This is a genomic window from Actinoplanes sp. NPDC051513 (genome assembly GCF_044454685.1).
Taxonomy (GTDB): domain Bacteria; phylum Actinomycetota; class Actinomycetes; order Mycobacteriales; family Micromonosporaceae; genus Actinoplanes.
This window is the reverse complement of sequence record NZ_JBITDW010000001.1, coordinates 826,490-839,490: the sequence shown is the minus strand read 5'-3', so window position 1 is coordinate 839,490 and position 13,001 is coordinate 826,490. Positions and strand designations below refer to the sequence as shown.

Below are 13,001 nucleotides of genomic sequence, written 5' to 3'. Positions count from 1 at the left end.
AGATGGGGTTCCCTCACGTCGACAACCATCGCTACCCTCGGGGCGTTATCAGACGACGACGCTGCGGGGAGGCGGTCGTGGCCGACGGAGTGCGCGTCGAGACCGACGGGCTGAACAAGTTCTCCAACCAGGTCCAGAACGACACGGCACAGACCTTGGAATCGGGGTATTCGCGCGCCAGCGTGGACCTCTCCTCCGGGGTCGAGTTCGGGGCAACCAGCGCCAGCGGCGGCGTGCACGCGGCCAAGGAGCGCTACGCGCAGAGCCTGAAGGCCTCGACTGACAACGTCGTGGCCTATATGGAGGCCGCGCGAGTGCTGGCCGCGGCAGCCGGCAAGGTCGCGACGGCGCTCGACGCCACCGACGGCCGGGCCGCCCAGCGCGCCTCCGACGTGCGCGGGCTCATGGCCGAGGCGGTGGCCGACTCTCAGCAGCGCCGCGCCGAGGTCGACGGCCATCCCACCACCCGCCACGCGGGAGGGGCTGAGGCGGTATGAGCGACCCGGTGCTGACCAGCAGTTGGTGCACGAACTGGGGCGCCTACAACACGCCCCGGCTGTGGTCGATGGTGATGAACGAGGACGACGGCCCCGGCCGCCAGCAGGTGAGCGCGTGGCGCACACTGGCCGGCTCGGTGCGCAGCCAGCGCGCGTCGTTGCTGACCGCACGAGCCGAGCTGGTCGCGGCCTGGCCCCCGGAGGAGAACGAGTCGTCGGCCGCCTTCGTGGCCGAGCTCGACACCCTGATTGCCCGCCTGGATTCGGCCTCGGCCGACGCCGATTCCACGGCCAGCGGTCTCGACAACATCCTCACCGCGATCCAGACGGCGAAGACGACGATCCAGCCTCTCTGGGAGAGGTACAAGGACAAGAGCGACGACCTGGTCCCGCGCTGGTGGGACAACGCCGAGGACGAGATCGACGACGAGGCGCGCAAGGCGATGATCAGCGCCGAGCGTGCGGTCGAGGATTCGGTTGCCCTGCTCAAGGTCCCCGACAGCTACAAGCCGTTCGAAGATCAGATCGACGAGCCGGGGTCTGGCGAGGACAACGGAAGTCCGTCCCGGACGACCTCCACCTCGGGCTCTGCGGGAATCAGCGCCTCAGTGAGGCACGATCCGGTCCCACCCCTGCCTGGGCAGAACCCCACGACGCCGGACGGCGGTGGCCAGTCGAGCGCCGACACCGGCGGATCGGTCGGCGTCGGTGGAGCTGTCGCCGGTAGCGGCGGTGCGGTCGGCGGTGGCGTGGGTGGCGCGGTGCCTGGCGGCGGTGGACCCGATCTGGCCGGTGTGATCACCCCACCCGGCGGCGCCCCGATCGTGCCAGGTGGCGAGGCGATAGGGATCCCAGGTGGCGGCGGTGGCGGCGGTCCAATCAGCCCAGTGGTGCCCGGCCTGCTGCCCACCGGCGGTGGCGCCCCGATCGCTCCGACCGGGCGTGGCCAGCGCGGTGGGCGGTTGGCTCGACCCGCCACGCCGGGCGGTGTCATCGGCGAACCGGCAGTGGGGGGCGGCGTCGGTCGCTCAGGTGCCGGCCCGATCGGCACCGCCGGTGGCCGTGGCGGCCTGAGCAGCCGAGCGGGCCGAACAGGCCGAGCAGGCACCCTCGGTGGCAGCCTGGAGGAGCCAGGTGGTGCCCGCGGCATTCGCGGCGGCGGGGGCATCACGGGTGAAGGCTTGGGCAGTGCTAGCGGTGGCCGCGGCACGACGGCGGGCAAACGCGGGAATCGCCAACCACGCCCGTCCTGGCTTCCCGACGACCCGGTCGGGCCGAACCGCAACACCGGCGCGATGGCCAGCTCCCCCGGCCGTGCGGGCCGCCGTCAGTCCGGCGACGACAGCCACGGCTTCGACCCCGACAATCCGTGGGAGGTGGCCGAGGGCGTCGATCCGGTGATCGCGCCATCCACCGAAGACCCACGGCACGATCCCGGCCCGAATGTGATCGGCTGGCGCGGGTGATCCATTTTCTTCGCAGGGGCGGCGCTGCGGGGAGCGCCGCCCTCCTCGTTGTCCTACTGACTGGCACCCCCGCCCACGCCGATAGCACGCGGGACAGCCAGTGGTACTTCGCCCCCATGCGGCTGGCGGAGGCTCAGAAGGCCGGCAAGGGCGGCGAGGGGGTGGTCGTCGCGGTGGTCGACTCCGGTGTCGACGGTGCTCATCAGGACCTGCGTGGTGCGATGGTCCCCGGCCGCAACATAGCCCGTGACGTCGAGGACGACGACCTCGACAGCGGGCCGCACGGCACCGGGATGGCCGTTCTGATCGCCGGCCGGGGCCACGGCGACGGTGATGGCCTGCTCGGCGTGGCGCCGCGCAGCAAGGTGATGTCGGTGACGCCGACCGGTGACCAACCTCTGATCGCCGAGGGCATCCGGTGGGCCGTCCAGCACCGCGCCAAGGTGATCAACATGTCGTTCGCTCAGTACGATGCGGGCGACGCTATGAGGGAGGCGGTCGAGGAGGCCGTCGCTGCCGATGTGGTGCTCGTGGCCGGGTCCGGCAACGACCACAAGCAGGTCGCGTTCCCGGCTGCGCTACCCGGCGTGATCGCTGTCGGTGCGGTGGATCGGAAGAACAAGGCCGCGTCGTTCTCCAACTACGGCGACCAACTCGACATCGTCGCCTACGGCACCGCGATGACCGTGGCGCGACCGCACAACCGGTACGAGGTCGTGCACGGCACCAGCGACTCGACCGCCCTGGTCTCCGGCATTGCCGCTCTGATGCGGGCCCGCTACCCCGACATGTCCGCCGCCGAGGTGGCCGACCGTCTGACCCGCACCGCGATCGACCGCGGCACCAAGGGACGCGACGACTACTACGGGTACGGGCAGGTCGACGCGCTCGCCGCGCTGACCGCGCCGCGAACGCCACCCAGCGCGACCGCAACCGCCGCCTCCCCAGCACCGGCGCAGGACGACAATCCGGTCGCCTATGCACCGGTCTTGAAGACCAAGGCTCCGCCTCCGTTGCTGTTCGTGGCGGTGGGTGTGCTTCTGCTGATGCTCTGCCTCGCCCTCTTCATGATCGTGAGAGCCCGTCGAAAGACCTGATCAACAGCGCGGATTGGCACGAACGCACGCATTCGAGGGGTCGAATGCGTATCCCCCTGTGCGTTACTCTCGGTGCGCTCAGATCTGGGGGGATCTACGTTGTTTCCATCCGTTCAAGCGGAACGGGACGACGACGCACGCGTGGGGGACGCGCGCCGGTTCGTGACCGAAGTAGAGGATATGGCGATTCGTGCCCGTGGCGGTGGTCCGCCGCCTCGGCTCGATCGGATCGGCGGGCCTGATCGCACCGGCACGGCGTTTGCCGTGGTTGACGCGTTGGGCCGGTTCGTCGACCTCAGCCTGCACCCGTCCTGGTGGTCCGCGCTGGGTCCGGGTCGCGTGGCGGCCGGACTGCTCGAGGCGCTCGAGAGCGCGCGCATGAAGGCCGCGCTCGTTCCGATGATTCTGCGCCGTCACGGTTACGCTCCGTTGCCGGAACGGGAGCCGGCGCACGCTCGGCCCGAGGGGGAGAGCGACCTCCGCGCGCAGATCGCCGACGCCTACCGCCTGATCGACGACGCCGGCAAGCGGCTTCGGGAGCGCGAGACCCTCCGGGTCGTCGACGGCCCGCGTGGTCTGTTCCGCCTTCATCTGCGCGGCGGCCGGATCGAGAGGGCCGAGCTCCTCGCCCGGCCGGTCCCCGGCGACACCGACCGGCTGGTGGCCGACGCCCGCGAGGCGCTCGCCGAGCTGGCCAAGGTTCGCGGGGAGCTCTGATGGACGACGTCGCTGCCGCTGCCGACGCCATGCGGGCGCAGGCGAAGAGCTGGGACGAGCTGGCGGAAACGGTGACCACAGTGCGGGCCCGGCTCACCGACCTGACCCTGCACGCCGACGCGTTCTCCCTGGAGAAGCAAGCGACCTCCCTGGGGAAGCATGCGACAGGGTTCGCCGAGGCGTACGCGGAACGCAGCGAGCGCCTCGTCGCCCAGCTCGGCCGGGCCGGCAAGGAGTTCGACCGCATGGCCCGCGACCTACGCGCCGCCGCCGACGCCTACGACGAGGGCGACCGGGCCGCCGCCGACCGGCTGGGCAGCGTGTGGTGATGGACGCCCTGGCGGCACTCGGCGCGTTCCGCGAGGCCACCGACCTGGTGCAGGAGGCGACCACCAGGGTTCGCGAGGTGTGGGCCGAGCTGCTCGCCGCCCTGCACGACCTGCTGCGTCGCGCGCGCCTGTGGCGAAGCGAGGACGCCGTGGCGCGCCTGCTCGCCGCCGAGATCGACGCGTCGGCGGCCGCGGTCGACGCGCTGGTGGCCCGGCTGCGGCCCGGGATCGAGGCCGAGCTCGGCACGCTGGCCGAGACCGCGAACCGGGCCGTGCCCGTGTTCACCCTCTTCGACACGGCGATCGATCTCGCCGGCGCCGCCGGGCACCTGGCCGGCCTGTCCGCCGAGATGACCGGCCGCGGCGACCTCGAGGCATGGAGCGGCGCCGCGCGCGAGAGCTACGACCGGCGAGTGCGCGAGCAGATCACCGCCGCCGACGTGGCGGCCGAGGAGGCGGCGGCCACGTCACGATGGCTGACGGAGATCGGCACGGCCGGCGCGGCGTACGTGACAAAGGTTGGTCATCGCGGCGCCGAGCTGGTGAATCGGCTGGCCGAGGCGGCCGTCCAGGCCGTCGAGGCGGCACCGGCCGAGCTTGCCCGGATCGTGACCACGCTGGACCGTCTCGAGATGGCCATGCGGGAAGAATGAACGTCATGCAGCCGACGATCGTGGTGCGCGGCGAGGCCGTTCGCGAGGTCCCGCCCGAGATTGCCGTCATCAACGTCTCGGTGACCGCCCGCGGCAAGAACAAGGACGCCGTGCTGGCCCGCCTCACCGAGCAGTCCGCGGTGCTCCGCGCCGAGCTCGACGCCTACGGCGAGGCGATCGAGCGCCGCGAGACGGCCGGGGTGCAGGTCTATCCCGATTTCAAGAAAAGCGAGTACGTCGGCAACGTCGACACCACGGTGACCGTGGCCGATTTCGGCGCGCTCGGCGAGATGCTGCCGCGCCTGGCCGGCATGGCGCAGGTCTCGATCTTCGGGCCGTGGTGGCAGCTGCGGCGCGGCAGCAAGGCCGGCGCCGAGGTCCGCCGGGCCGCGATCACCGACGCCCTCGACCGGGCCCGGGAGTACGCGTCGGCGGTCGGCGCCCGGATCGACAAGCTGGTCGAGATCTCCGACGAGATCGCCGGCGCCGGGGGTGTCGTGCCGATCGCGGCTCGCGCCATGGCCTTCGACGCCCAGCGCGGGCCCGCCCCGGCCCTGGAGCTCGATCCGCAGCGGCAGACCGTGCAGGCCTCGGTGCTGGTCCGGGTCACCATCACCGAGCCCGACCTATCCGAACAAAGCCAATAAAGGCGAATAAACCCCACGACCGGGGGATGATCCGTAAGACTCAGCATCATGCCCAAGGGTCGCCGAGACGTCCTACTGAGGGTGGCGAACGTCAACCCGGACAGCGTGCTCACCCACACCGACCAGGTGCTCTACTCCGCGATCGGCGTCTTCATCGTCCTGTACTTCGTGTACGCCACGGTCGGCGGCGCGGCCTTCATCGACGCCAGCTCGAACTACCAGCAGCCGTGGTACCGCTGGCTGGTCGGCCCGCTGGTGGCGGCGGGCGTGGTCGCGTTCGACCGGGCCGTCGTGGGGCGGGTGTCGATCAGCTACGACAAGCTCGAGTCCACCGACCCGCGCGAGTTCCTGCGCAGGCCCACCTTCGGCCTGTACGCCGGCCGGCTCGGCCTCGCCGTCCTGTTCGCGGTGATCATCACCGAGCCGCTGATGCTCGCCCGCTACCAGGGCGAGATCGACGCCCGGCTCAACGAGGTGCACAACCAGCAGCTCAGCCGGATCGACACGAGCGGCGCGATCGGCACCTGGACCTCCCGGCTCGACCAGCTCAAGCGGGAGACCGCGGCCGACGACGCGGCCGTGCGCGACCTGACCGACCGGTCCGCACAGAAGCGGCAGGACGCGCGCCTGCTCTACCAGCAGGCGGTCGACGACGCGGCCGGCCAGGGCGTCACCAGATCAACCGGCTGCCCGCGCGGCGGCTACTGCGACCAGCTCGTGCACCGCTCCCGCGGCCTCGACGCCGAGGCCGCCCAGCTCGACCGGCAGGCCGGCGACCTGCTCGGCACGCAGCGGGCCGCCCGCGACGCCCGGGCCGCCGAGCAGGCCCAGCTCACCCGGCAGATCGGGGAGCAGCGGCTGGCGAACAGCCGGGCGGTGAAGGACGACTCCGGCTTCGGCGCGCGGACGGCGGCCATGTGGCACCTGGTGACCGGCGACTTCTGGGGCGTTGGCGTCTTCTACCTGGGCATCACGCTGCTGCTGGTCTCGCTGGACTGCGCCGCGGTCGGCCTGAAGTTCGTCTCCCGGAGCAACGCCTACGAGCGCAACGAGGCCCGGATCGCCCGGCGCCGCGAGCACGAGGCGGCGCTGCTGCACGAGCGCGAGATCCACGACGCGCGCACCTACGGCGCGGCGATGGCCAAGGTGGTGGCCGACGGCATCGAGGCCGCGGTGCACGACGAGCGGGTGGCCCGGGAGTCGGCCGAGCGGGCCAGCGAGGTGCTGCGTACGTCGGTGGTCGTGCCCGACGAGGTGCGCAAGCTGACCGCCCACCACGGCCGGCATCACCGGCCCTTGCGCGGCGAGCTGGTGACCGGCGGTGGCCGCCACCGCCGCACCCCGGTGATCTTCACCGAGGACGAGATGCGCACCCTGCCGGCGGCCGAGAACCAGGACTAGGAGCTCCCGGACGCCTGGATCGGCACGGTGAACAACGCGCCGTGACAGACCGCGGGTGAGTCGGCCGGCATCGACAGCGCGCCCGGGATGGTGAAGGCGCCGATCGTGTTGCGCGGCACCTCCCACGAGACGGCGAACCGATCCCTGGTCAGTTGCACCCCCGAGTCCCGGCAACCGTGCTCGCGGTGCTCCGCGTCGGCCACGACGCGGCCGGCCCCGGGGCTCACCGAGGTGATCTTGATGGGGACGTCGTCGTCGTTGGTCACCGTCACCGTGAGGTTGCCGGTCTGTCCGGCGGCCAACGGACGGTTGAGGTCCGAGCGGGCACGCAGTGCGATCTCGACGGTGGTCGCGGCGCCCCAATGGCCGGTCTCCGAGCCGGTGATCTGCCAGTACAGCCAGGCCGCGCCGGCGTTCACCACCACCGCGGCGGCCGCGGCCAGCCAGAGGATCGCCCGGGTGCGCCCGTCCAGCCGGCGCCGGGGCTGGTCACCGGGCTGGCGGACCTCCCACGTCGGCTCCTCGTGATCGGACGGTCGCAGCTCGATGTGCCCGGTCCGCTCGCGACCGGCGGCGCGCCGGCGGCTCAGCGCGTCGAGCCTGATCACGAGAGTGACTGCTTTCGCATGAGGGCGCGTTCCTCCTGAGGGACCCGATAGAACTGGTTGTTCAACGGTCCCCGAGGAGCCAAGGTCATGTGATCGGTTTTTGGTCCGCCATTGCGCGCGGATACATCGCACAGGTGGGCCTGTCCGGCTTAACCCCAACGGGGGACGGCGCATCGCAACGGTGACGGCGAATTCGAGGTGGTCACGCCGGGCGAGCGGGCCACGGAAAGGAGAATGCGCGACGCGAAGCGGTGCGAGCGGGAACTGCACCCGGTCGGCCTAATCCGTACGCGCCTAAGGGATCGACCGGACCGCCGCGATCGCCTCGATCTCGACCCGGAAGGCAGGGTGAACCAGCCCGCTGACCTGCACGAGCGAGCTCGCCGGCGGCCGCTGCGTATCCACGAACTCGTCCCGCACCTGGCGGAACGCGGTCAGGTCGGACATATTCGTGAGGAAGATGGTCAGCTTCACCACGTCGCCCATCGTGGACCCGGCCGCCTCCAGCGCGACCTCGAGGTTCCGGAACACCTGCCGCGTCTGCTCGGCGGCGTCGTCGTACCCGACAAGCCGCCCCTCGGCGTCGAGCGGCACCTGCCCGGAGATCACCACGATCGGCCCGGCGAAGGACACCGCGTGGCTGTAGCCGTTGGCCGGGGGCGACCCTTCGGGCCGGACATGGTGCTGCATGCCGCGCAGCCTAACGGCTGCGGTCGGACCGTGACGCTGGTGCTGGCAATGCCTCAGAGGCGGGCCAGCGAAGAGGCCACCATCGTGGCCCGCGCGATCTCGCCCGGCGCCCGCCCGGCCCGCGCCTCCACCCGGCCGTCCGGCGCCCAGATGCCCGACCGCCCGGCCGTCTCGGTGTACCCGCCGCCGGTCGGCCCGGCGAACGACGACACGGCCACCCACACGCCGTGCTCCTTGTTGACCCGCCGCGCCCGCTCGGCCATGACGGTCTCGCCCGCCGGCGGGTCGACGACCCCGGCCACGTACGCGTCGATGCCCAGCGCCGCGGTCTCGGCCGCGTGCTCGGGGATTCCCGTGTCCCGGCAGATCGCGAGCCCCAGCCGCCAGCCGTCGACCTCGAGCACCTCGGGCGCCGGGCCGGGCAGGAACCGCTCCTCGCTCGAATGCGGGTGCTGCTTGCGGTAGGCCACCCGCGCCCCGCCGCGGTCGATCGCCAGCATCCCGATGTACGGCCCGTCGATCGGCGCGCCCACCAGCGCCACCGTGTCGGTCGCCGCGCACGCCTCGACCAGCGGAGCGAGCCGCGGATCGTCGAGCGCGACGATCGGCGCGTCGAGCTCGTAGCCGGTCAGCGACATCTCGGGGAAGACCACGACCCGGGCCGCGGCCGCGCGCACCGCGGCGGCGTGCCGGGTCGCATTGGTGGTGACATCGAGGGCCACGACACGGGGCTGACAGACGGCGATGACCAGGGAGCGCATGGGCCGATCATTCCTTCGGGGGGTAGGGGCGGACCGCTTGGACGAGGAAGCGATGGGCGGTCACGACGAGCCCGCCGTGCAGCCGGATGTACGAGTCGACGCGGCCCAGGGCGTCCGCGTACTTCTCGGGGCTGAAGTCGCGGATCTGCCAGGGCAGGTCGCGCAGCCGGCGCACGACCGACGCGGTGTCGTCGAAGTGGAGCGTGGGGCGTTCCTCGCGCACGTCGGTCACCTGGAGGCCGGCCGCCTCGAGCCGGGCGACCGCGATCTCGGCGTTCCACGACCGCGGGTAGGCCGCGGGCGCGCCGAGCGCGGTGTTGAGCTCGGCGAGGTCGTCGCTGCCGACCTGCTGGCTGAGCAGGCACCCCCCGGGGCGCAGCAGCCGGTAGATGTCGGCGGCGGGCAGCCGGCCGTGCCGGCTGAGCACCACGTCGAACTCGTCCTCGCCGCCCGGCAGTTCGGTGAGCACCGGCACCCCGAAGGGGCCGAGCCGGTCGCGGGCGACGGGGGTGTTGCGGGCCCAGCTCTCGACGGCGACGGTGTGTGCCGGCAACGGGGCGAGCTCGGCGAGGAGCTCACCGCTGCCGGTGTCGAGATCGAGCAGGGAGTCGGCACGGCGCAGCAGGGCGCGGGCGAGGTCGGGGTACGACCACGACGGCTCCCCGGGACGGCCGTCCAGCCAGGCGAATTCCAGGCCGGTGGCGCGCTCGCCGAGGGCGGTCGTGGTCGAGTCGACCGGCTCGCCGTACTGCTGCCCGCTGCGCACATGCCGACGTTAGTCACGCCACCTATGAGTCGGCCTCGGTTGTGACGCGACTCAAGCCGGAAACATGGTTACGGTATGACAACGGCCAGGTGGGCGAGGATGCCCGGCCAGCCGTTGCCCATTCCCTCGAGCGCCTGCGAACCGGGCTCGAAGCCGTCGTGCACGAGGAAGAGCCGGGTGCCGTTGCCCTCGGCCTCGAGCCGCCAGGTGATCGTAGTGTTCAGCACGCCCTCGGCGAACGTGTAGCTGAGCAGCCGCTCGGGCTCGACCTCGAGCACCTCGCAGGGCTGCTGACCCCACTCGCCCATGTCCATGGTGAAGCGGTGGCCGACGACCGGCTTGATGTCTCCGGGCGCCCACCAGGAGGCCAGCAGGTGGGGCTCGGTGAGCGCCCGCCACACCGCGGCGGGTTGCCGGGCGATGAACTGGTCGCACTCGATCTTGCTCATTCAGAATCTCCTTCGACGAGGTCGCGCAGCGCGGTGAGGCGCTGCCGCCAGTAGCGCTCGAACGGATGCAGCCAGTCCTGCACGTCGGCCAGCGGCTCGGCGGCCAGGTGGTAGTAGCGATGGCGGCCGCGCGGCTCCTCGGTGACGAGCCGGGCCTGGCGCAGGACGGCCAGGTGCTCGGAGATCGAGGGCCGGCTCAGCGAGAAGCGCGCGGCGAGCTCACCCGCGGGGAGCGGCCCGCCGCGCAGGGCCTCGAGCAGTTGACGGCGCACCGGGTTGGCCAGCGCGCCGAAGACGTCCATCTCCGGCATGCCGTCGATAATGCGTCGGAAATCTCCGACACGTCAAGGGCGTACCGGCATCAGGACCGAGAAGCGGGACTCGCCGGGCACGCGCACCGCCAGCGGGTGGATCGGCCCGTCCAGCTCCAGCACGAGCTGCCCCGCGCCGCCCGCGTCCAGCGCCTCCAGCAGGAACTCCCGGTTCACCGCCACGTGCTGCTCCGACCACTCGCTCTCCGCGGCGAGCCGCACGCTTCCATCCAGATCAACACCAAAGATCACGATTTCGTACGCCGTCCCGTCGTGTTCCCGCGGCGTCCCCGGCGCGGCCGCCACCAGCTCGCGCAGCGCGGCGGTGTCGACCGTGGCGCGGACGGCCGGCTCGCGTCCGTGATCGAGCAGGCGGCGGTAGTCGGGGAAGTCGACCGGAAGCGGCTTGCACCCGATGACCCTCCCGCCGGCCTCGGCCCGCACCTCCCCGGCCAGGTCGAGGGTGACGGCGCCGTCGAGGGTCAGCAGCTCTTCGACGAACTCCAGCGGCAGCGCCAGCCGCGCCGGCGGCCCCTCGACGATGGCGCCCACCTCGGCCAGCGCCATCCGGTAGCGGTCGGTCGCCACCAGGGTCAGCAGTCCGTCGCCGGTGTCGAAGAGCACGCCGGGCAACAGGCCGGCGGGGTCGGCGGCGGCGAAGCGCACGGCGTCGAGGCTCGCGGCGAGGTCGCGTGCGGGCAGCGTGATCCGGGTCATCAGGTTCTCCTCCAGATCGAGCAGGGCGTGAATGCGGAGGAGCTCACGCTTGGCGTCGGCCAGACCGTCCTCGAGCCGCCGGCGATGGCGGTCGAGCCGGTCACGGACCGCGTCGGGGTCGCCCATCTCGCGGACGGCCTCGGCGATCTCGGTGACCGGCAGGCCCACGCGGCGCAGGCCGGCGATCAGCCGCGCGGCGCGCACCTGCTCGTCGGTGTACCGGCGGTAGCCGTTCGCCGGGTCGACTTCGGCCGGGACCAGCACGCCCGCGTTGTCGTAGAACCGCAGCGCGCTGACCGCCAGGCCACTGGCCCGGGCCACCTCGCCGATGCCGCGCATCTCTCCTCGCACCTGCCCGACTCTGGTGTCTCCACTAGCTGGAGAGTCAAGGGGGCCGACGCTAGCCCGTGATGAGGCTCGCGGCCACGCCCAGCATGACCAGGGCGATCAGCCCGTCGAGGAGGCGCCAGGCGGCTGGGCGGGCCAGCAGCGGGGCGAGCTTGTGCGCGCCGGCGCCGAGCGCCGTGAACCAAGCCAGGCTGGCCGCCGCGGCGCCGATGCCGAAGAGCCAGCGGTGCGGGTGGTGTTGCGCGATCGAGCCGAGCAGCAGCACGGTGTCGAGGTAGACGTGCGGGTTCAGGTAAGTGAGGGCCAGGCAGGTGAGCAGGGTCGCGCGCAGCGTGGCGGGCGCGCGCTCGGCGGGGTTCAGCTTGGCGGGGCGCATCGCGCGCCGCGCCGCCATGATCGCGTACGTCACCAGGAAGGCCGCCCCGATCCAGCGGATCACCGTCACCGCGTCGGGACGGGCCGAGACCACCGCGCCCAGGCCGCCGATCCCAGCCAGGATCAGCACCAGGTCGGAGAGCGCGCAAACCGCCACGACCGCGAGCACGTGCTCCCGGCGCAGACCCTGGCGCAGGACGAAGGCGTTCTGCGCGCCGATGGCGACGATCAGGACGGCGGAGGCGGCGAAACCGGCGAGGACGGAGGTGAACACGCTATCGACGTTAAGCGGTGCTCAACCCGTACTCAAACTAAAGATTTTGAAGTTGGTTTAGATTCTCTTACGTGGACCTGATGCAGTTGGCGACATTCCAGGCGGTCGTGGACACGGGGAGTTTCGAGGCGGCGGCGCGGCAGCTGCACGTGACGCCCTCGGCCGTGAGCCAGCGGATCAAGGCGCTGGAGAGCGCGGTCGGGCAGGTGCTGGTGCGCCGGGCGAAACCGTGCGTGGCCACTCCCGCGGGTGAGGCGCTGGTCCGCTTCGCGGGGCAGGTCGAGTTGCTGCAGCGCGAGGCGCTCGCCCAGGCCCGTGACGGCACCCGCGTGTCGATCGTGGTGAACGCGGACTCGCTGGACACCTGGTTCCTGCCGGCGCTGGCGGCCGTGCCGGGACCCGCCTACGAACTGCACACCGACGACCAGGATTACACGGCCGACCTGCTGCGCTCGGGCACCGCGATGGCCGCGGTCACCGCCGAGCACGTGGCGGTGCAGGGCTGCCGGCTCGAGCCGCTCGGGTCGATGCGCTACCTGCCGGTCGGCACCGGCGATCTGGACTCGCCGATGATCGTCTACAACCGCAAGGACCGGCTTCAGCACCGATTTCTCGCCTCGCTGCGCCGGCGCACGGATCCGCCGATCCACTATGTGCCGGCCGCGGCGGCTTTCGTCGAGGCGATCCGACTAGGCCTGGGCTGGGGGATGGTCCCCGAGCAGCGCGCCCTGTCCGACATCGCGGCCGGGAACTATCGTCCCCTTTCTCCGGATAAATACCTCGACGTGCCGCTCTACTGGCAGTACTGGAAGATCGAGTCGGCCGTGCTGAAGGACATCACGGCGGCGGTCAAGACGGCCGCCGCCGCGGCGCTGCGGCCCTAGTCGTTGGAGTG

General features: G+C 71.8%; 18 protein-coding genes. 9 read left to right on the top strand and 9 right to left on the bottom strand.

Annotated features, from left to right (window positions below):
- Positions 1–77: 77 nt before the first annotated feature.
- The gene (locus ACIA5D_RS04035; protein WP_396028312.1) at positions 78–497 is read left to right on the top strand and encodes a hypothetical protein; all 420 of its coding nucleotides are present in this window, start codon (positions 78–80) and stop codon (positions 495–497) included.
- 43 nt (positions 498–540) lie between these two features.
- Here ACIA5D_RS04035 and ACIA5D_RS04030 read toward each other — a convergent pair whose 3' ends face one another.
- Positions 541–741, bottom strand: a complete 201-nt coding sequence (locus tag ACIA5D_RS04030; RefSeq protein ID WP_396028311.1) for a hypothetical protein — start codon at positions 739–741, stop codon at positions 541–543.
- Here ACIA5D_RS04030 and ACIA5D_RS04025 point away from each other — a divergent pair.
- The 7 genes from ACIA5D_RS04025 (at position 725) to ACIA5D_RS03995 (ending at position 6,807) form a co-directional block, all read left to right on the top strand.
- Positions 725–1,963 (top strand): hypothetical protein, encoded by a 1,239-nt coding sequence (locus tag ACIA5D_RS04025; RefSeq protein WP_396028310.1) that lies wholly within the window; start codon positions 725–727, stop codon positions 1,961–1,963. The two genes, ACIA5D_RS04030 and ACIA5D_RS04025, sit on opposite strands and share 17 nt — an antisense overlap.
- A 116-nt stretch (positions 1,964–2,079) precedes the next feature.
- Positions 2,080–3,060, top strand: coding sequence for a S8 family peptidase (locus tag ACIA5D_RS04020; RefSeq protein ID WP_396028309.1), 981 nt, complete (start codon positions 2,080–2,082; stop codon positions 3,058–3,060).
- A 264-nt stretch (positions 3,061–3,324) separates the two neighbouring features.
- Positions 3,325–3,777, top strand: coding sequence for a hypothetical protein (locus ACIA5D_RS04015; protein WP_396028308.1), 453 nt, complete (start codon positions 3,325–3,327; stop codon positions 3,775–3,777).
- Positions 3,777–4,106, top strand: coding sequence for a hypothetical protein (locus ACIA5D_RS04010; RefSeq protein WP_396028307.1), 330 nt, complete (start codon positions 3,777–3,779; stop codon positions 4,104–4,106). Before ACIA5D_RS04015 ends, ACIA5D_RS04010 begins: the two co-directional genes overlap by 1 nt.
- Positions 4,106–4,759: a hypothetical protein gene (locus tag ACIA5D_RS04005; RefSeq protein ID WP_396028306.1), complete on the top strand. Its 654-nt coding sequence runs from the start codon at positions 4,106–4,108 to the stop codon at positions 4,757–4,759. Before ACIA5D_RS04010 ends, ACIA5D_RS04005 begins: the two co-directional genes overlap by 1 nt.
- A gap of 5 nt (positions 4,760–4,764) precedes the next feature.
- Positions 4,765–5,406 carry an SIMPL domain-containing protein gene (locus ACIA5D_RS04000; RefSeq protein ID WP_396028305.1) on the top strand — a complete coding sequence of 214 codons (642 nt, stop codon included), beginning with the start codon at positions 4,765–4,767 and terminating at the stop codon, positions 5,404–5,406.
- 48 nt (positions 5,407–5,454) lie between these two features.
- Positions 5,455–6,807, top strand: coding sequence for a DUF4407 domain-containing protein (locus tag ACIA5D_RS03995; RefSeq protein WP_396028304.1), 1,353 nt, complete (start codon positions 5,455–5,457; stop codon positions 6,805–6,807).
- Here ACIA5D_RS03995 and ACIA5D_RS03990 read toward each other — a convergent pair.
- The 8 genes from ACIA5D_RS03990 to ACIA5D_RS03955 form a co-directional block, all read right to left on the bottom strand.
- Positions 6,804–7,415: a hypothetical protein gene (locus ACIA5D_RS03990; RefSeq protein ID WP_396028303.1), complete on the bottom strand. Its 612-nt coding sequence runs from the start codon at positions 7,413–7,415 to the stop codon at positions 6,804–6,806. The two genes, ACIA5D_RS03995 and ACIA5D_RS03990, sit on opposite strands and share 4 nt — an antisense overlap.
- A gap of 294 nt (positions 7,416–7,709) precedes the next feature.
- Positions 7,710–8,105 carry a RidA family protein gene (locus ACIA5D_RS03985; RefSeq protein ID WP_396028302.1) on the bottom strand — a complete coding sequence of 132 codons (396 nt, stop codon included), beginning with the start codon at positions 8,103–8,105 and terminating at the stop codon, positions 7,710–7,712.
- Positions 8,106–8,158: 53 nt separating this feature from the next.
- Positions 8,159–8,866 (bottom strand): carbon-nitrogen hydrolase family protein, encoded by a 708-nt coding sequence (locus tag ACIA5D_RS03980; protein ID WP_396028301.1) that lies wholly within the window; start codon positions 8,864–8,866, stop codon positions 8,159–8,161.
- A 7-nt stretch (positions 8,867–8,873) separates the two neighbouring features.
- A complete protein-coding gene (locus ACIA5D_RS03975; protein WP_396028300.1) occupies positions 8,874–9,632 on the bottom strand; it encodes a class I SAM-dependent methyltransferase in 759 nt (252 codons plus the stop codon).
- A gap of 68 nt (positions 9,633–9,700) precedes the next feature.
- Positions 9,701–10,081 (bottom strand): SRPBCC domain-containing protein, encoded by a 381-nt coding sequence (locus ACIA5D_RS03970; RefSeq protein WP_396028299.1) that lies wholly within the window; start codon positions 10,079–10,081, stop codon positions 9,701–9,703.
- Complete coding sequence (locus ACIA5D_RS03965; protein WP_396028298.1) at positions 10,078–10,392, bottom strand: metalloregulator ArsR/SmtB family transcription factor; 315 nt, start codon at positions 10,390–10,392, stop codon at positions 10,078–10,080. Before ACIA5D_RS03965 ends, ACIA5D_RS03970 begins: the two co-directional genes overlap by 4 nt.
- Before the next feature lie 33 nt (positions 10,393–10,425).
- Positions 10,426–11,448 (bottom strand): MerR family transcriptional regulator, encoded by a 1,023-nt coding sequence (locus tag ACIA5D_RS03960; protein WP_396028595.1) that lies wholly within the window; start codon positions 11,446–11,448, stop codon positions 10,426–10,428.
- Positions 11,449–11,509: 61 nt separating this feature from the next.
- On the bottom strand, positions 11,510–12,106 hold the full coding sequence (locus ACIA5D_RS03955) for a LysE/ArgO family amino acid transporter (protein ID WP_396028297.1): 597 nt from the start codon (positions 12,104–12,106) through the stop codon (positions 11,510–11,512).
- A gap of 80 nt (positions 12,107–12,186) precedes the next feature.
- On the opposite strand from ACIA5D_RS03955, the gene ACIA5D_RS03950 reads away from it, so the two are divergent.
- On the top strand, positions 12,187–12,990 hold the full coding sequence (locus tag ACIA5D_RS03950; protein ID WP_396028594.1) for a LysR family transcriptional regulator ArgP: 804 nt from the start codon (positions 12,187–12,189) through the stop codon (positions 12,988–12,990).
- The last annotated feature ends 11 nt before the right edge of the window (positions 12,991–13,001 follow it).